Origin of the sequence: Dendronalium phyllosphericum CENA369, from assembly GCF_016056275.1 — a bacterium.
GTDB classification, from domain to species: domain Bacteria; phylum Cyanobacteriota; class Cyanobacteriia; order Cyanobacteriales; family Nostocaceae; genus Dendronalium; species Dendronalium phyllosphericum.
Genome location: NZ_JAECZA010000118.1, coordinates 1 through 17,607, shown reverse-complemented (window position 1 = coordinate 17,607; position 17,607 = coordinate 1). Strand labels below are relative to the sequence as shown.

Below are 17,607 nucleotides of genomic sequence, written 5' to 3'. Positions count from 1 at the left end.
GGGGAGCAGGGGAGCAGGGGGAGCAAGAATAATAACTCTTGTAGAGACGCGATTAATCGCGTCTGTGCTTGTAATGAGGAATTATAATCATAGTTTAATATTTTACGCAATCATCTCCCCAAACTAGATAATATAGCTTAAACTAAACACGAAAATGCTACCAATTAGCAAAAGGTGATTTCCGCATCAAGCTGCTTCAGGAGTGAGTTTTGGGTCGGGAGTCTGCCGGAAAAAAGTCGAGTGGGTCACAAGGAGTAATAGTGTCAGAGTCAGGTGACAAACTAAGAGCTTTCCCGCGGCGGCAACCCTTAAACCGCCGCGAGCGATCGCCAAAAGTCCAAAAAGCAGAAGCGAAAAAAGTAAAAGTTCCCAAGCAGCAGCGACCTGTGGTAGGGGAAACAGCACTAGCACGCCTCAATAATAATGTTGTTATGCCTCAGCCAGTTGCTAGTGGGGTACGCAAGTCAAAAGCAGGGGTAGTCATGCCAACGGTGGTAAAACCAATCCCTCATGTGAAGGGCAAAGCTTTACCTGCGTACTCCAGTACTGTACCGATGAAGACAGTGCGAGTACAAAAGCAGCCTTTACAAAAGATCGGCAGACGAGTATCGCGCAAGACGCGGTTAAAGCCCATGGCAAGAACTCTGTTATATGCCCTGAGATTGTTAATTGTGGGGGTAGGGATGGGTGCAATTGTCGGTACGCTGTTGTCAGTCTTAGACCCTGCTACTCGCATGACTCCAGCTCCTTCCGCCCAATCTAATACTAATAATGTTGGTCAAGCTCAACCACAACCTACGCCAACTACTCCAGTAGCGGGTACAAGTCTATACTTATCCCAGGAAATTACTTCTTTAAAAGATGCGGTACAGAATTTAACGACAAGCAACCCAAGTCTTTCACCTGGGGTTTTCTTAGTCGATTTAGATAATGGTAGCTACGTAGATGTGAATAGCAGCACCAGCTTTCCTGCCGCCAGCACGATTAAAGTGCCAATTCTGGTTGCTTTTTTCCAAGATGTAGATGCTGGGAAAGTTAGGCTAGATGAAATGCTAACCATGCAACAAGATATGGTGGCTGGTGGTTCTGGACAACTGCAATATAAACCAGTGGGAACCCAGTATAACGCTCTGGATGTTGCCACTAAAATGATTACAATCAGCGATAACACGGCTACAAATATGCTGATTGCCCGGCTGGGAGGTATGGATGCGCTAAATCAGCGTTTCCGCAGTTGGGGATTGACAACCACAATGATTCGCAATTCACTTCCAGATTTGCAAGGAACAAATACCACCAGCCCCAGAGAATTGGCGAACTTGATGGCTATGGTAAATCAGGGGAACTTTGTGAGTATGCGATCGCGAGATTTAATGCTCGATATTATGCGTCGTACTCAAAGAGACAATTTGCTGCCATCTGGTTTGGGAACAGGCGCAAGGATATACCACAAAACAGGCGATATTGGCACAATGTTGGCAGATGTCGGTTTAATCGATACCCCCACAGGCAAGCGGTACATAGCATCTGTAATGGTACAACGCCCCAATAACGATCCTCGTGCGGAAAAACTCATTAGCTCGATTTCTAGTGCTGCTTATCAACAGTTCAGCCAAAATGCTGTTATGCCCAACAACAGTACAAGCACTGTACCCCCAACAGGTTATCAGTCTCCAATTATTAATACTCCTGTACCTAACAGCACGACTACCATACCTATGAACGGTTATCAGCCGCCAATCATTAATACTCCTGTACCTAACAACATGGGAAGTACGATGCCTGCAACAGGTTATCAGTCGCCAGCCATCAATCCACAGTATTATCCTCCAAGATAGGAGCTGGGGGAGCTGGGGGAGAGAAGAATTTGATAGTTATGTTGGATGTAGGAATTGAATACTTTGAATTAATTACGAATTATACCAATTCTATAAAATCCAGCAACAGATTCAAATCCTGAAACTCCTACTGAATCTGACTTTTTTAATTACGAATTACAAATTACCCTTCGGGTTCGGCAGTTCCTCTTTGGGGAAACCACCAAGACCGGACTGCCTCACGAATTACGAATTGATATTAGTACTACCAATTGCGGTAGAGCTTTTCTGCATAAAACATAATCTCTTCATTTGGTAGTCTAATTTTTGGTTTTTGCCTAGGATATAAACTTTCAACTGCACCTGTATCCTGTTCAATAACTGTAGCTGCTGCTTGTAAAACTGAATTTTTAAATAGAAACTTCATTAAAGGATTGCCTACCTGAGCATACATCAAAATAAACGTCTTAGTTCTTTTTTCGGTTTCAGGGTAAAGTATATGAGTTTGAGCAATCTTACCAATAGGTGTTTTGGTAAAGAAAACAGTAGTGGAAGGAAAAGAGTATTCAAGAGTGTTACTGAGATTTTTGGGTAAGATCCCTAAAATGGGGTTTTTGATAATTTCTCCTAGCTTATTGTTAGCTCTCGCCAAATCTTGTTTTACTGTGGCATAATATCCATTTTCTTCAAAAGAAGTGACATGACACGATGTAATTTTAAATAGTTCTTTATGAGTACCATTTTGGTGGTTATAGTCATAGTTAACCATGATGTTACTCAATAAGTCACCCTGAATACTTTTTTCTCCAGATACTCCCATAAATTCATATTCATCTACTATTCTCTGATGCAAATCTGGAATAGGTAATTTTGGCTCAAATCCAGCATATGTCCAAATACAATCGTTGCTAATTACTAGTTTTAAGGGCTTGGTAATTGGCTGAGTATCTTGTTTATCCTTTTGGTAAAGTCTGCCTTGTCCATCAAATTCTAATGCATGAAAAGGACATGTAATAGTATCTCTCTCTTGACATACCCAGCCATCTGATAAAGGTGCTTGCATATGCGGACAAATATTATTAATGGCAAATATTTCTCCTTGTTGGTTTTGCCAGATGACATAATCCTGAGCATTTAAAGTTATTTTATGAGGTTTATTTACTCCCAGCATCGATCTGTGAGCAATCAACCAAGGCGCACCAGGTAAAATAGGTTCCATGTTGCCTCTAATGTATTTAATATGTTTAGAATTTCAATGCGTCTATATCTGCTGTTGATGATAGTTTTAACGTTTCATCAACTTTTAAATGAGTAAAATTAAGCCCACCGATTTTTGCTCGGCTAATTTTAGTCAATATACTACTGAATTACGAGCAAAGTTAATTAACTAAAAATTTAGTTAATTAATAATGTAATCAATCTTATCTTTAATGTCAACTACTAAGCAATTTTTTAGTTAAGATATTTTCGTAATTCTGATGGAGAACCGTGGGTCGTTCAACGCAGTCAAAACTTTCATTAAAAAAACCGCGTCAAGTGCGCGATGCAGAGGCTACAAAAAAGCAGATTCTCGATGCAGCAGAAGCAGAATTCTCTAGATACGGACTCAGTGGGGCGCGGACAGAAGCGATCGCCAAAGGTGCAGGTGTCACCACGGCGATGATTTACTACTACTTCCAAAGCAAGGAAGGACTATATCAAGCTGTGCTACAACGCCCTGCGGTGGAAATGCACGAAGTGCTTCAACAGCTAAATCTGGATCGCTTACCACCAGAAGAAGCCTTGAATTTACTAGTCAAGGAAGCGATCGCTTACGAAGCCGCACACCCGCACCGAGGGATACTTTGGTTTCAAGAAGCAAACCAAAATCAGGGAAAGTATTTTAAACAGGGGAACTGGCAAGAAAATTTTGCATATCTCATCGAAATTTTAGAACGAGGAATGGCAGAAGGTTGTTTCCGCCAGCTAGATCCATTTCTTACCACCCTGCATATTATCGGAGTTTGTAATTTATACTTCAACGCTTACGAAAACATTAAACATACTAGACCCGATTTGCAACTACTGAGTCCAGAAATGATTGAGCAGCATACTCAAGCAGCAGTGAAATTTATTTTGGCTGGTGTACGAAATATTGGGGATTAGACAGACAACAAAAGAAAAGTTTTTCCCCTACACCTCTATACCCAGTCTCACAAGGGTTTCATCTTTACAATCGTGCCATTAGTTCTAGCCCTTAGCCAATTTCTCATTACTAGGCTTCAACTTGGGATAAGCAATACGTTTGTGATGGAATTGCTGCCAGACTTCCACAAAGATTTGGGCAATTTCTGTCATTTCTTCCCGCGTTAGTCCGGAATCTACCATTTGATTGTCTTGCCAACGAGCACGCAGGATATTATTGAGCATTGTTAATGCTTGTTCTGGTGTCGTGTCTTTGAGCGATCGCAACGCTGCTTCGCAAGAATCTGCTAACATGACGATTGCTGTCTCCCGCGATTGGGGAATTGGCCCGTCGTAGCGAAAATCTGCTTCGTTGACTGTGATGCTGGGATCTGCCTGGGCCATTTGTTGTGCTTGGTGATAGAAATAAGCGATCGCCATTGTTCCTTGATGTTCGGGAATAAAAGCTTGAATCGCTGTCGGCAACAGGTGTTTTCGTGCCATCACTAACCCTTCATTAACGTGCTTTTTAATTAGTTCTGCACTCTTCCAAGGGTCTTTAATTTCTGTTTCGTGTTTATTTGGCCCTCCCATTTGATTTTCAATAAAGCCAAGAGGGTCGTGCATTTTGCCAATATCGTGGTATAGTGTCCCAGCTCTTACCAATTCGACATTACATCCCAATTTTTTCGCAGCAGCTTCGGCAAGGGTAGACACAAATAAGGTATGTTGAAATGTTCCAGGCGTTTCAGTGGCAAGTCGTTTTAACAAAGGGCGATTAGGATTAGCCAATTCTGCGAGGCGAATTGGGGTAACTAAATCAAATAGTTTTTCTAGATAAGGACTCAAGCCCAAAGCCACAATACTCCAAATTAAGCCGGACAGAGCAAATAACCCCGCTTCTCGAAGTACGAGATACCAACCAACTCCAAAGGCTGTACCAACGAGTATCTTGGCGATTAGGTAAACACTACCTTGAGTTACAGCTATGGCAATACCTAATAATGCTAGTTCTTCACGCGATCGCAGTCTTTGGGCTATGCAACTGCCTAAGATGCCTCCTGCCACTCCAGCCAAAAGTGCAACTATACTGACTTCCATGCTGACTGCTAACAATACCAACAGCAGTCCCATAACCGTTACGCCCAAAGTCGCCCCATAAAAGCTACCCAACAACAAACCTACACCACTCCAGGTTGTATATGGTATGCCCATGACTAGCACTCCTGGCGTACTGAGTGTCAGCAGTAGCACCAACAGGCGATCGCGTTGCCGCACTTGGCATTTAAACCGTTTTTCTACCCAGACAAAAATACCAATTGCAACCGTGACAAATCCTGCTAACTTTGCCAGTTCCAGCCAGTTATTTTCTCTGCGAATCAGTTGATAATGTTCCAGAACATTAAAGCGCCATGCAGTAATCAACTTTCCTTTGGTGACAATTACATTGCCTTGTCCCACTTCCACCATCACTGGTGTAACTCCAGCAGCAGCCTGTAGTGCTTGTTGTTTCGTTTGTTCTTCATCTTGCTTCAAATTTGGTTGCAGCACAGCCAACAACAGTTTAGTTGCCAATGGTTCGGCGTTTTTTGGTACAAGCATTTGCACTTGTAAATTCACTGCATTTTGTAAAATACTTGGTGGTAGTCCGGAGGGAATGCCTTGCGCGAGAATTCGTTCTGCACTCTGGCGAATTCCTGTTTGTGTTTTTGCCCAATCGTCATCTGACAAGTCTAAAAGAATAGTTTCGTTGTATATTGTCTCTGATTTGTCTGAGTTGGCAATCTCTTGTTGTAAAAGTTGGACGCTGGCTTGGACGTATGCTTGGCGTGCTTGGGAAACTTGTAGAATCAGAGAAGACAAATTTTGCTCTGAAGTCGTACTGCGGTAAGCTTCTAGTTCTGCTAATGCTTGAATAAAGTCAGTTTTTTTAGTGCTGAGTTCTGAGTTTTGAGTGCTGTAGACATTTCGGTGCTGAGGAGATTGCAGTCTGGGAGTTTCCCAGCGATTGCTATCCCCGGAACCCAAAGGGCTTTCCACATCGTGGAACCACTGCGTTGGAAACACCTCGACTTGAAGCGACTCTCGTTGGCTTTGCTGACTTTTAGAGGCGTTTGGCGCGGCTTCGTGCAGGGTAGCAAGTGGCGTTGCTAAGTTAGGAGAATCCTGTAATTCTTTAATTTTCTGCTTTGGAAGTGAGAATTCTGACTTTTGTTTGCTGGTATTTTCTAAAGTTAGCAGTAGTGCTTGCCATTCTGAGACAGTACAAGAGCGGAGATAATGCTGAATATATATAGACAAAACTGATGTGTCAAAAAAAGGAAAAGACCCAGCAGTAGTCCGAATTTCATTACCCTGGGTCAAAATTTGTTGCAAATTTTTGTTAATTTTTTCAGTGATTCGCGCATCAATCATCAACACTGGCATAGAACTTTTACTCACGGCTTGGCGTTGAGCATCAGTTTCTTTTTTATCTTCGATAACATCAGTGTAGGGCGCTCTAATTGTCTGTGGTGCATGAGTTCCTACTTTTAGTTGGGGTTGGTTGTATAACTTATGCCCCATCACTCCGGTGAGCGATATTACTGCGATCGCCAAAACAGCAAAAGAGCGCTGTTCGTGAATCCAGCCTAAACCTGATGTATCAATTCCACCGTGATTTTTGACTGATTTTGCCATCGCTGGGAGCACTATCTTTCGTTTTTGGTGTTTGCTGTTACTAGTAATTTTTAATAAAAACAGGATAATACAATTGAAAATATCCCTTTTAAATCCCCTACGCCGATTTTTACTACTTTGACTTTTCAGCGTTCTCAGCAACTGTCTTTTACGGCGTAGTGCTTCGTACTGTCGTCGCCAGTTAGTCAATTGTTCGGTAAAAGACTGAAAAAAATGCTGAGTTTTCATTACTTTTGGCTGCTTACTTTGATAATTCAAAACAAGACAATCCGAAGAAAAGTTTCAAGGGTGGTGCGATCGCAATTTCTGTAGTTTGACAGCGATCTGTTGAACAGGGTGTGGGGGGTAGGGTGTGGGGTGTAGTGAAGGCGGCGTTGAAAGAGGATTCTGACCCCTTAGGGCGCAAGCGCCCTGAAAGGGCGGGGCTTTTACCCTGGAGGTTGTTGGGGCTATTTCGACACGCAACCCCACACCCCACAACGCCACTTCCTCCACTTGGGGAAACCCCAAGACCGGAGTGGCTCCCCTACACCCCGCCCCAACGGGGCTTGGTAACACTTGGTACTTCGCACCTATATTAAACGGTGATAATAGCATTAACGCGATCGAATCACGCGAGGAGCTGCATAAACGCACAGCAGAGCTTGTTCTTCAGACATCACAGATTCCTCTGGTAGAAACTCACTTGGATATGGGGCAATACTATACACTCCTGACCATACAGCCACAAGTGCATCTGCCAATTTTAGCATCTGGGAAAAACTAGTCAGTTCCCAGGCTGAGGAGTTAGCTTGCGACAGCGAAACCTGCCACTTGACAGGAATACCCACAGTGCTGTTGTATGCTCCTGATAAAGCTCCAGTAATTGCGCCGATAATCTGCGGGCGTAAAGGCCAAGTTTCTTGCCGCCAAACATTGCTATTATCAGTAGCTCGCAAAACCGCCAGACGAAAATCTTCTAAGGTACTGAGAAAGCAGTAAAATGCTACAGCAATAGCATTACTCCACTTTTCTTGTTTGCTCAACTCAGCTTGCACCCTTTCTAATCCAGCTCCTTGCTCTAACAAATCATTGACTTTTAATAACTGCTCCGGTAATGATGTCGATGTTTCTCCGAGAAAAGAAATTGTTTGTGGGATGAGGGTTCGAGGTTCGAGGTTTTCAGTCAGGGATTGAGCGATCGCATACCCAATAGCTAGTGTTGCATCCCGAATAACAGGGTCATCCTCCCAGATTTTTAACACGCCTAGCAAGTTTTGTCGCAGTTTTATTTTATTTTCGTGAAAAAAAAGTGCCACTGGTATTGTGGCAAGTATAGCTCGTGGCGATAGCTCGTCAGTTGTATCTAAATGAAGAGATTTTTGTTGCTGACGCTCTAGCCAATCATCTAAATCTAGTTTCCCTAGAGCAATTAAACTCTCGGTTCCCAAAATAGCCATTTTACTCAAATTCAAGCAACTTTGAGACTTATGGTTATAGTCTTTTGCCAAAGTTTGCCCCAGCAATACCCCCAGTAAAGTACCTCTAAAGCGACTGACAAGTGAATAGCGCATAAATGATCCACACTTAAAAGTTAGAAGTCAAGAGTTAGGAGTCGATCGAAGACAGCTAACTCATAACTCCTAATTTCTAACTCCTAACTTTTCTCTCTTAAATAATGCACTAATGCCTGTAAGCCTAACAAGTAGCTCTGAACGCCAAAACCGCTGATTTGCCCGATAGCTACTGGAGATATGTAAGAATGATGGCGGAATTCTTCCCGACGGTAAATGTTGCTGAGATGCACTTCTACTGTAGGCAAGTTAACAGCCGCGATCGCATCGCGCAACGCCACACTAGTATGAGTGTAAGCCCCAGCATTAATCAAAATTCCTTGATGTTTCCCTAATGCTTCATGAATAGTATCTACTAAAACCCCTTCATGATTTGACTGCAAAGAAATAATACTCGCCTGTAATTTTGATGCTTCTTCTTCTAACAGGCGATTAATTTCGGCCAAACTCAAAGAACCATAAATACCTGGTTCTCGCAGTCCAAGCATATTTAAGTTTGGCCCGTGCAGCACCAAAATATTTAAGGGTAGCAATGTCAAGTTCAGTACCTTTTAGCTTTTAGCGGCGACGCGAGCGATCGTCTACTGGAATCGGAATCAATTCCGGTTCTGGTTCAGCCTCTGGCCCCAGCAGAGCCTCAATTAGCTTGCGTGCCAATTCCTTTAGCTTTTCCAGCACCTTTTCTATATAATCCATTGAACTGACTGCTCCTGAGATACTACCTCAAATTTCAACTAATCCTACGCAAAAAAAGCCTATTTTTGCACCTCTGCCTGGCAAGGGGGCGATCGCACCTAAATTTTGGGCATCAGCCACATCTAAAAATTTGGTGTTGTGATTTCCCTTACTTTTTAGAGTATCACATTAGCAACCTACAAGACACCATCCTACCAAGGATGGGTATTTTGTATTAATAGTCAATAGGAATTAATCATTAGTCAGTCATTAGTTGTAAGTAGTTAGTAGTAAAAAACAACTGACCGCTGACCACTGACAACTGAACTATTGACTATTGACAAATAACTAACCTTTTGCATCTTTTTGCCTGCCAGCAGTCGTTGACGACTTAGCGGTTTTGGCTCTCGAAGTTGATTTGCTTGTCTTGCGAGTGGATTTAGTTGTTGATGCTTTGGCTGCCAACAATTCCAGTGCGGCAGAAAGCGTTATATCTTCAACTGATTGACCTTCTGGAATACTGACATTAGTTTTTTCATGCTTGATGTAAGGGCCATAAGGGCCATCGTAGATGTTAACTGGCGATCCATCTTCAGGATGTGCGCCTAATTCGCGTAAAGCTGCCTTAGACTTGCTATTACTAGAGCTACGTCCCTTTTTTGGTTCGGATAATAATTCTAGTGCCCGTTCTAGAGAAATTGTTAAAACATTATCGGCAGCTTTCAAGGAGCGATAATCTTTACCTTCTTTACCCTGGTCGTGAACTACGTAAGGGCCAAAGCGTCCTAAACTTGCTTGGATTTTGCCACCAGTGACTGGATGAACGCCCAAAGTTCGGGGTAATGCCAAAAGACCAACAGCCATTTCTAAGGTCACGGTTTCTGGGGTAACACCTTTAGGCAAAGAAGCTTGTTTGGGTTTGGGATTTTCATCGGACTTATCACCCAACTGAACGTATGGGCCATAAGCACCAATTTTCACGTAAATGGGTTCGCCAGTTTCGGGATGGCGACCGACTTGGTCGGGGCCAGCGGTTTTTTGCCGTAGTATTACTTCTACTTGTTTGGGGTCAAGGTCAGCTGGAGTCAAGTCTTTGGGAATTGAGGCAGTGACAACACCATCGCCATTTTCGACTTCAATGTAAGGGCCATATTTACCAATACGGACTTTAGCAGCTAAATTTTCTAGTTCTACCGTTCTCGCTTTCGTGGCATCAATTTGATTTTCTTGTTCTTTAACTAGGGTTTCTAAACCTTTGTCGCCTAAATAAAAGTCCCGCAGGTAGGGAAGCCATGCAACTTCACCTTCAGCAATGTCATCCAAGGTTTGCTCCATTTTGGAAGTAAAGCTGGGATCGACAATATCCGGGAAATATTTTTCCAAAAGGTCAGTAACGGCGAAAGCGGTGAAAGTCGGAATCAGAGCGTTATTCACCAATTGGGCGTAACCCTTGTCAATAATTGTGCCGATAATGCTGGCGTAGGTACTGGGACGACCGATACCTTCACTTTCTAAAGTTTTTACTAGAGTAGCTTCGGTGTATCTGGCTGGCGGTTGGGTTTCGTGACCGACTGCTTCCAAGTCTTTACAATCTGGGCGATCGCCCACTTTCATACTTGGTAAAATTACTTCTTGGTCTTCTAATGCCGCTTCGGGATCGTCTGAACCTTCCACATAAGCCCGTAAGTATCCGGGAAAGTCGATACGCTTGCCAGAAGCACGGAAACCAGCATCTTCAACTTGCAGTAGTACGGTAATTTGAGTTTGCCGAGAGTCAGCCATTTGACAAGCGACGGTGCGCTTCCAAATCAAGTCGTAGACAGCAAATTCTCGACCGCTCAAACCAGTTTCTTGGGGAGTGCGGAAAGTGCTACCCGCCGGACGAATGGCTTCGTGTGCTTCTTGAGCGCCTTTGGATTTGGTGGTGTATTGCCTGGGTTGGGGGCTGAGGTATTGTTTGCCGTAAAGTTGTTCTACACAGCTACGAGCAGCAGCTACAGCCTGATCTGACAAATGCACCGAATCTGTACGCATGTAGGTAATATATCCTTGCTCGTACAAATTCTGGGCAATCCGCATCGTGTCTCGCGCTGAGAGGCGGAGTTTGCGGTTAGATTCTTGTTGCAGTGTCGAAGTTGTAAATGGTGGTGCGGGTTTGCGCGTTACTGGGCGTTCCTCTACATCCGTGACAGCCCAAGGTTTATCTGTTAGGCGTTCTTTGAGGGCTACGGCATCTTCTTCAGAAAGCAATACGACATTGCGACCAGCAATGATTTTCCCAGTCGCGGGGTCAAAATCGCTGCCAGTTGCTACTTTCGTGCCTGCTACTGTCACCAATTGGGCGGTAAAGGGATTTTTTTGTTGCTCTAAGTAAGCTTTCAAATCCCAATAAGTTCCTTCATGGAAGGCACGGCGTTGGCGTTCTTTGTTGACCAAAAGTCGCACGGCTACAGATTGCACCCGTCCAGCAGATAATCCCCAGGCAATTTTCTTCCACAACAAAGGAGACAGAGTATAGCCAACCAATCGATCCAAAATTCGCCGCGTTTCTTGGGCACGAACTAGTTGCTCATCAATGTTGCGGCAGTTTTTCAAAGCTTTTTTGATAGCGTCTTGGGTAATTTCGTGAAACACCATCCGCTTTGTGGGAACTTTTGGTTTCAGCAACTGGTACAAATGCCAACTGATGCTTTCACCTTCCCGGTCTTCGTCCGTTGCCAGGATCAATTCTTCTGCATCTTTGAGCGCATCTTTGAGCTGGGTGACAACTTTCTTTTTGTCTTTGGGGATCACATATACCGGTTCAAAGTCAGCATCCACATTTACTCCCAGCTGCGCCCATTTTTCTGCTTTGACAGCGGCGGGAATTTCACTAGCCGATTGCGGTAAGTCACGCACATGACCCATAGACGCTTCCACTCGATAGCCTTTTGGCAAGTAGTTGCGAATGGTACGAGCTTTGGTTGGAGATTCGACAATGACGAGAGTTGACATGGAAATTTTAGGAAAAAGAGTAGCTGTGAAGCTAAACAGTCAAATTGAGGCAATTTTGGAGAAATGTCAAGATAAAACTTAGCTAAAGGGTGAAGTTATCAAGGGACGCAAGACCCTACACCCGTATTAGCGATTCTGAAATTTTTCATCCTTTACCCTTTTGTGGGACTTATACCGCTTTTTTCATTTCATCCTTCATCTTTCATCCTTTTTCAATGGCGCTGATGGCTGTGATTTTATCCTTACACAAACTGCTCGTTAGGGCGAAAATTCGCGCTTACTTACGGCGCAGTCTTTCTTAGACGATAAGGTAGAGCAACGCTAGGCGTGAATTGCCAGCTATTTCAATCTTTAACTTATCTGAGACATAATTGGCGACTACAGTATTTAAAATACCCCTCAAGTGTAATACTGTGTTACTTTCGGTGATTGGCAAGCAAGAGAGCAACAGAAGCAGGGGAGCGAAAGAATTAATTGAATTTCTTCCCAATCCCCAATCCCTAGTCCCCAGTCCCCATTTCCCCAAAGGCTGTGCCAAAATTAAACCAAACTTGAGAATAAAAGCGAAGTGGGGTTTATACCGAATCCTTAGAAGCAAAACTATGCAAGCAATTCGTCAAGGTGATGTTATCTTATTGCCTGTGCAACAGGTTGAAGGACAAAAAATACATCATTTAATTTTGGCAGAAGGCGAAGTTACGGGACATAGACATCGCATTTCTGAAGGTGAGGCAGAATTATCAGAAAAATATGGCACGCTGTATCTGCGTGTATTTTCATTAAATGCGTTGCTGACTCATGAAGAACATAAAGCGATCGCAATTCCTCAAGGTCATTGGATGGTGAAAATTCAACGAGAATACGAGCCTGAAGGTTGGCGATATGTCGCTGATTGATAAATTAACGCCTGAGCAAGAAGCTTTAATTCCAGTTTATCGGGAGAAGTGGCGAAAAGTAGCGCTTTCAACTGAGCGGATTAATCATAAACAAGCGACAGAAGCTGTAAAATCTGGGTATGCAGCAATTCGTAAACAAGAGCCTGAAATTATTTTTTGTGATAGCCCTTACGCTGGTCTAAAAATTGTTATTCAAAGGCAACTAAAGCAACAATCAAATACCGAATTGTATAACCTGCTATGCGAATGTACAAATGAATTACGCTGCCAGATAGCATATCAACTAGAAAGCCAGGTTATGAGCCAAATAGTTACTGTAGCACAACTAGATTTTACTATCTTAGAAGATATATTAAGAAGCGAATTAAAGCCTCAACTTACACTTCAAAAAAATCTTCGTAGTTCTTGGTTTAAAGCTCAGTTATATTCGGGTGCGTTCGGTTTGTTAGATTTTTATGTTTCAGTCTTAAATTGCTTTTACAACCAAATGAAATAGCAAGCTTTGCAGTCACTAATAGAATATTGTAGCTGGATTTTGCCTTACGAGAAAATTTGCATTGTATGTGATCGCCCGCTTCATCTTCGCTTCGATAACCAAAATCGCCTCCACGCAGAAGGCGAACCAGCCATTGAATTTATCGATGGATTTAGCTTATATTCTTATCACGGTGTCACCTTGCCTGAAAAATACGGCAAAATTCACCCAAATCAGTGGCAAGCTAATTGGCTGCAATCAGAGAAAAATGCCGAACTGCGGCGAGTTTTAATTCAAGGTATTGGTTACGCTCGAATTTGCCAAGAATTACAAGCAGTAGAATTAGATACTTGGGCTGAATATACATTATTGAAAATAGATGCTGATGTTGATGAAGAACTTATTTATTTATTAAAAATGACTTGTCCTAGCACAGGATTTATTCATGCTTTACGAGTTCCACCTGATATGGAAACAGCACAAGAGGCAATCCGCTGGTAAATTGGGAAATTTCTCCAGAAGAATTTTCTATCCAAACTTAATTTTTCAATTGATTAATAAGCTAAATAAATAGTAAATATAGTTAAAAGCGACACACTATACCATATATATAAACAACTGAACATAATCAAGTTTGGTAATTATAAAAGTTGTGCTAGCATAAAATTGGAGAAGTTAAGTTCGGCGATACGGATCTTGTTTTTAGTAATAATTACAAGCGGCTCTCCGGATATACATCTCTGCATCAATGGATTCTGGAGAGTTTCATGTCAATCTACGTAGGGAACCTATCCTACAACGTCACACAAGACGACCTCAGCAAAGTATTTTCCGAGTATGGCACTGTAACGCGAGTTCAATTACCCACAGATAGGGAAACAGGTCGCGTTAGAGGCTTTGGTTTCGTAGAAATGGAATCATCAGCCGCAGAAGATGCTGCCATTCAAGCTTTGGATGGTGCTGAATGGATGGGTCGTGTAATGAAAGTTAATAAAGCTAGACCAAGGGAGGAGAAAACAACTCGCTCCGGCGGTGGTAGCTGGGGAAAAAATAGTGATGGATACTCACGACAGTATTAAGTCTTGAGACCATTTAGCAAGGCAAAAGCATAAGAATTATTTGCCAAGCACAAATTATTTTAAAATCAGCAGTTCAGTAAATAATTGACCTGCATATTTGTATATAAGCAGTTCAGTAGATAGCTGAACTGCTTATTTGTGCGAACATGACTCTTTAACAGTCATCTGTCATTCGTTAACAACTCAATAGAGTGATTTAAAGTGCTGAGTGCTGAGTGCTGAGTGCTGAGTAATCACAACTGTCCTAAATGTTGTGGCTACGGCTTTATTTGTTGAAATGTAGATTTTGTGTTCTAAATTTTAGCATAATTTAATCTGATGGTAAGGATAGTAGAGATAGTATCAATGTCTGGTCAGATGCGCGATTTCATTTACCATTAGCTGCTTTTATGAAATCATGTCTGTACGCTCGCATATAAAATTAAATGCAACTTTGGCCAAGAACAATAGATAGAATTAACTCAGCTAGCCTTAATGTCTAATCGCCAAAACCTATATATCTCATGGATTTTGCTAATCTTGCATCCCAGTTAAATGCTGGAACGATTTTGCCAGAGGGAATTGTAATTGTCACCCTCTTGGGGGTTTTGATTGTTGATTTGATTTTGGGGCGGACATCCTCACGCTGGATTGGATATCTAGCGATCGCAGGTTTACTTGCTTCGATTGTCGCCCTGTATGTTCAATGGGATTCTTCCAATCCCATCTCCTTTAGCGGTGAGTTTAACAGCGATAACCTCAGTATCGTCTTTCGCGGTATCGTGGCATTATCTGCTGCTTTTACTATATTGATGTCAATTCGCTATGTCGAGCAGAGTGGCACAGCTTTAGCAGAATTCATCGCCATTTTGATGACTGCTACCCTAGGGGGGATGTTTTTATCCGGGGCTAGTGAGTTGGTAATGATTTTCATCTCTCTAGAAACCCTCAGTATTTCCTCTTACTTGCTCACAGGTTATACTAAGCGCGATCCCCGTTCTAATGAAGCAGCGCTGAAATACCTGTTAATTGGAGCTTCCAGTACGGCAGTATTTTTATACGGCGTTTCCCTGCTGTACGGGCTATCAGGCGGAGAAACAGAACTGAGTGCGATCGCTGATAAAATTGCCAGTGCTAACGCTGGTCAATCTTTGGGTTTAGTAATTGCCCTTGTTTTTGTGATTGCAGGTATTGGCTTTAAAATCTCTGCTGCACCGTTCCACCAGTGGACACCAGACGTTTACGAAGGCGCGCCCACTCCAGTGATTGCCTTTTTATCTGTTGGTTCCAAAGCAGCTGGATTTGCCTTAGCCATCCGCTTGCTGACAACAACTTTTTCTCTCGTTGCTGATGAGTGGAGATTTGTCTTCACCGCCCTTGCGGTTCTCAGCATGATTCTGGGTAACGTTGTTGCCCTCGCCCAAACTAGCATGAAACGGATGCTAGCTTATTCATCCATTGCTCAAGCTGGGTTTGTGATGCTGGGCTTGATTGCCGGTACTGAGGCAGGATATGCCAGCATGATATTTTACTTGCTGGTTTATTTGTTCATGAACTTGTGCGGTTTTACCTGCATCATTTTGTTCTCGCTGCGGACAGGAACCGACCAAATTGCCGAATACTCTGGGTTGTATCAAAAAGACCCACTTTTAACACTGGGGTTAAGTATCGCCTTACTTTCCTTGGGTGGTATTCCACCATTAGCTGGATTTTTCGGCAAGATTTACTTATTCTGGGCTGGTTGGCAAGCTGGCCTTTACGGATTAGTTTTACTGGCCTTAGTTACTAGTGTCGTCTCCATCTACTACTACATTCGCGTAGTCAAAATGATGGTAGTCAAAGAACCCCAAGAAATGTCCGACGCAGTGAAAAATTATCCCGAAGTGCGTTGGAATCTGCCTGGATTCAGACCTTTGCAGGTGGGGCTAGTAGTAACTTTAATCGCCACTTCCATAGCAGGGATTTTGTCAAATCCGCTGTTTAAACTGGCTAATGACTCTATCTCCCATACTGCAATTTTGCAAGCAACAACAATTAATAGCACTCAAGTTAGCGCGATCGCTACCGAACAATCAAAAGGATTGTAAGCTGAAATGTTGCTAATGGCTAATAGCTAATCGCTAACTGTCGAATAGCTATTAGCCATTTTTCACAATCTGAATTTCTTAATTACGAATTACGAATTGGTATAGCAGGAGGCAGAAGGCAGAAGGCAGGAGGCAGAAGGCAGAAGGCAGGAGGGAAAGTCTTACTATTCCCTGCATTCAAGCTTTGAAAATGTCCTAAAGGGTGTGGCTATAGCTGTATTAAACTTCTACACGCGGGTCAAAACTTCTAAGTTATGCCCATCAAGGTCATAGAAATAAAATCCACGACCTCCGTTTCTATGATTAATCTGACCTTTATTTTGATGCATAGGGTCGCTACTATATTCAAGACCTGCATCTTTAACTCGTGCGAAGATGGCATCAAATTCTTCATCGCTGACATAAAATGCATAATGATGCGACTCGAATTCTTCTTGGTCGGCAAAATCGAGTGTCAGTTGGTCGTTGACATGCACAACAGCAAAGTGACCAACAGAGGATTCAACCTCTAAACCAAAGATTTGTGCAAAAAACCGTGCCGATGCTTCTTTATCGTATGCTGGCACTATAGTGTGATTTAGCGTAATTGTCACGTTACACCTCTTCTTCCCATTTGGGTAGTAGTCAAATCAACTCTTTATTTAGAGCCAAGAAAAAGAAAGTTCTTAATTGGCGTTGGTGTAGTTATTCTTCTATCTTACTTATCTTTTCTGCACTGCCATCATATAGAAAAAAGCTTTCAAATAAGTGCATTTTGACAACTACTCGGTTTTATCCCCCTGAGGGGTAGTAGAAGGAAAACTTTGTGTCGCCGCTGACGAAGCCGACCACGGGATCTTGTTTCCATCCCCGTGAGGGGTAGTAAAAGGAAAACAAATTATAAATTTCACGGTAGCCCTCGCTACCAAAAAAGTTTCCATCCCCGTGAGGGGTAGTAAAAGGAAAACCCCCCACCTGCCGCTCCTTGGAAAATTTCTTGTTCTAAGGTTTACTGGGTAGGGCAGGGATATTGCTATCCCTTTCCCCCCGACAAACCGGACAAGCAAGTTCACCCTGCATCCGGCTTTAGCAAATCCTAGAGCTACCAAGGACTCAATTCATTCTCAATTTCAGAAAGGTGATTCTGTGCATGAGAATGTATTTGTTGATGACAGTAATAATGCACTAGTTCTAAATTAGCGTAACTTTCGTTACCCCCATCACAAAAAGG

15 protein-coding genes are annotated in these 17,607 nt (G+C 42.8%); 7 read left to right on the top strand and 8 right to left on the bottom strand.

Annotated elements, in window-relative coordinates; translation table 11 throughout:
* Positions 1–260: 260 nt before the first annotated feature.
* Entirely contained in the window at positions 261–1,838 is a 1,578-nt protein-coding gene (locus tag I8752_RS20015) for a serine hydrolase (protein ID WP_214434048.1), read from the top strand.
* Between the two features lie 244 nt (positions 1,839–2,082).
* Here the strand turns inward: I8752_RS20015 and I8752_RS20010 are convergent, their stop codons facing one another.
* Positions 2,083–3,036 carry a Rieske 2Fe-2S domain-containing protein gene (locus I8752_RS20010; protein WP_214434047.1) on the bottom strand — a complete coding sequence of 318 codons (954 nt, stop codon included), beginning with the start codon at positions 3,034–3,036 and terminating at the stop codon, positions 2,083–2,085.
* A 269-nt stretch (positions 3,037–3,305) separates the two neighbouring features.
* Between I8752_RS20010 and I8752_RS20005 the strand changes: the two genes are divergently transcribed.
* On the top strand, positions 3,306–3,962 hold the full coding sequence (locus I8752_RS20005; RefSeq protein WP_214434046.1) for a TetR family transcriptional regulator: 657 nt from the start codon (positions 3,306–3,308) through the stop codon (positions 3,960–3,962).
* A gap of 84 nt (positions 3,963–4,046) precedes the next feature.
* Here I8752_RS20005 and I8752_RS20000 read toward each other — a convergent pair whose 3' ends face one another.
* From I8752_RS20000 to topA, 5 genes are all read right to left on the bottom strand, one after another.
* Complete coding sequence (locus I8752_RS20000; protein ID WP_214434045.1) at positions 4,047–6,887, bottom strand: HD family phosphohydrolase; 2,841 nt, start codon at positions 6,885–6,887, stop codon at positions 4,047–4,049.
* A gap of 368 nt (positions 6,888–7,255) precedes the next feature.
* The gene (locus I8752_RS19995; RefSeq protein ID WP_214434044.1) at positions 7,256–8,212 is read right to left on the bottom strand and encodes an ADP-ribosylglycohydrolase family protein; all 957 of its coding nucleotides are present in this window, start codon (positions 8,210–8,212) and stop codon (positions 7,256–7,258) included.
* 83 nt (positions 8,213–8,295) lie between these two features.
* The gene (aroQ, locus tag I8752_RS19990) at positions 8,296–8,745 is read right to left on the bottom strand and encodes a type II 3-dehydroquinate dehydratase (protein WP_214434049.1); all 450 of its coding nucleotides are present in this window, start codon (positions 8,743–8,745) and stop codon (positions 8,296–8,298) included.
* 25 nt (positions 8,746–8,770) lie between these two features.
* A complete protein-coding gene (locus I8752_RS19985; RefSeq protein ID WP_009459292.1) occupies positions 8,771–8,908 on the bottom strand; it encodes a hypothetical protein in 138 nt (45 codons plus the stop codon).
* Between the two features lie 327 nt (positions 8,909–9,235).
* Positions 9,236–11,881: a type I DNA topoisomerase gene (topA, locus tag I8752_RS19980; protein ID WP_214434043.1), complete on the bottom strand. Its 2,646-nt coding sequence runs from the start codon at positions 11,879–11,881 to the stop codon at positions 9,236–9,238.
* A gap of 602 nt (positions 11,882–12,483) precedes the next feature.
* Between topA and I8752_RS19975 the strand changes: the two genes are divergently transcribed.
* The 5 genes from I8752_RS19975 (at position 12,484) to I8752_RS19960 (ending at position 16,397) form a co-directional block, all read left to right on the top strand.
* Positions 12,484–12,777 (top strand): hypothetical protein, encoded by a 294-nt coding sequence (locus tag I8752_RS19975; protein WP_214434042.1) that lies wholly within the window; start codon positions 12,484–12,486, stop codon positions 12,775–12,777.
* Positions 12,764–13,273, top strand: coding sequence for a hypothetical protein (locus tag I8752_RS38440; RefSeq protein WP_318780873.1), 510 nt, complete (start codon positions 12,764–12,766; stop codon positions 13,271–13,273). Before I8752_RS19975 ends, I8752_RS38440 begins: the two co-directional genes overlap by 14 nt.
* A 6-nt stretch (positions 13,274–13,279) precedes the next feature.
* Positions 13,280–13,753, top strand: a complete 474-nt coding sequence (locus I8752_RS38435; RefSeq protein WP_318780872.1) for a DUF6745 domain-containing protein — start codon at positions 13,280–13,282, stop codon at positions 13,751–13,753.
* Between the two features lie 266 nt (positions 13,754–14,019).
* Positions 14,020–14,331 (top strand): RNA recognition motif domain-containing protein, encoded by a 312-nt coding sequence (locus I8752_RS19965; RefSeq protein ID WP_214434041.1) that lies wholly within the window; start codon positions 14,020–14,022, stop codon positions 14,329–14,331.
* Between the two features lie 503 nt (positions 14,332–14,834).
* Positions 14,835–16,397 carry an NAD(P)H-quinone oxidoreductase subunit N gene (locus I8752_RS19960; protein ID WP_214434040.1) on the top strand — a complete coding sequence of 521 codons (1,563 nt, stop codon included), beginning with the start codon at positions 14,835–14,837 and terminating at the stop codon, positions 16,395–16,397.
* Between the two features lie 227 nt (positions 16,398–16,624).
* Here the strand turns inward: I8752_RS19960 and I8752_RS19955 are convergent, their stop codons facing one another.
* Both I8752_RS19955 and I8752_RS38645 read right to left on the bottom strand, forming a co-directional pair.
* The gene (locus I8752_RS19955; RefSeq protein WP_214434039.1) at positions 16,625–16,990 is read right to left on the bottom strand and encodes a VOC family protein; all 366 of its coding nucleotides are present in this window, start codon (positions 16,988–16,990) and stop codon (positions 16,625–16,627) included.
* 488 nt (positions 16,991–17,478) lie between these two features.
* Positions 17,479–17,607: HNH endonuclease (locus I8752_RS38645; RefSeq protein ID WP_404827108.1), on the bottom strand; the 129-nt coding region annotated here is incomplete at its 5' end.

Coding starts and splice junctions, on each gene's coding strand:
- I8752_RS20010 (WP_214434047.1), bottom strand. CDS start 3,036: ATGGAACCTATTTTACCTGGTGCGCCTTGGTTGATTGCTCACAGATCG.
- I8752_RS20000 (WP_214434045.1), bottom strand. CDS start 6,887: ATGAAAACTCAGCATTTTTTTCAGTCTTTTACCGAACAATTGACTAAC.
- I8752_RS19995 (WP_214434044.1), bottom strand. CDS start 8,212: ATGCGCTATTCACTTGTCAGTCGCTTTAGAGGTACTTTACTGGGGGTA.
- I8752_RS19985 (WP_009459292.1), bottom strand. CDS start 8,908: ATGGATTATATAGAAAAGGTGCTGGAAAAGCTAAAGGAATTGGCACGC.
- topA (WP_214434043.1), bottom strand. CDS start 11,881: ATGTCAACTCTCGTCATTGTCGAATCTCCAACCAAAGCTCGTACCATT.
- I8752_RS19975 (WP_214434042.1), top strand. CDS start 12,484: ATGCAAGCAATTCGTCAAGGTGATGTTATCTTATTGCCTGTGCAACAG.
- I8752_RS38440 (WP_318780873.1), top strand. CDS start 12,764: ATGTCGCTGATTGATAAATTAACGCCTGAGCAAGAAGCTTTAATTCCA.
- I8752_RS19965 (WP_214434041.1), top strand. CDS start 14,020: ATGTCAATCTACGTAGGGAACCTATCCTACAACGTCACACAAGACGAC.
- I8752_RS19960 (WP_214434040.1), top strand. CDS start 14,835: ATGGATTTTGCTAATCTTGCATCCCAGTTAAATGCTGGAACGATTTTG.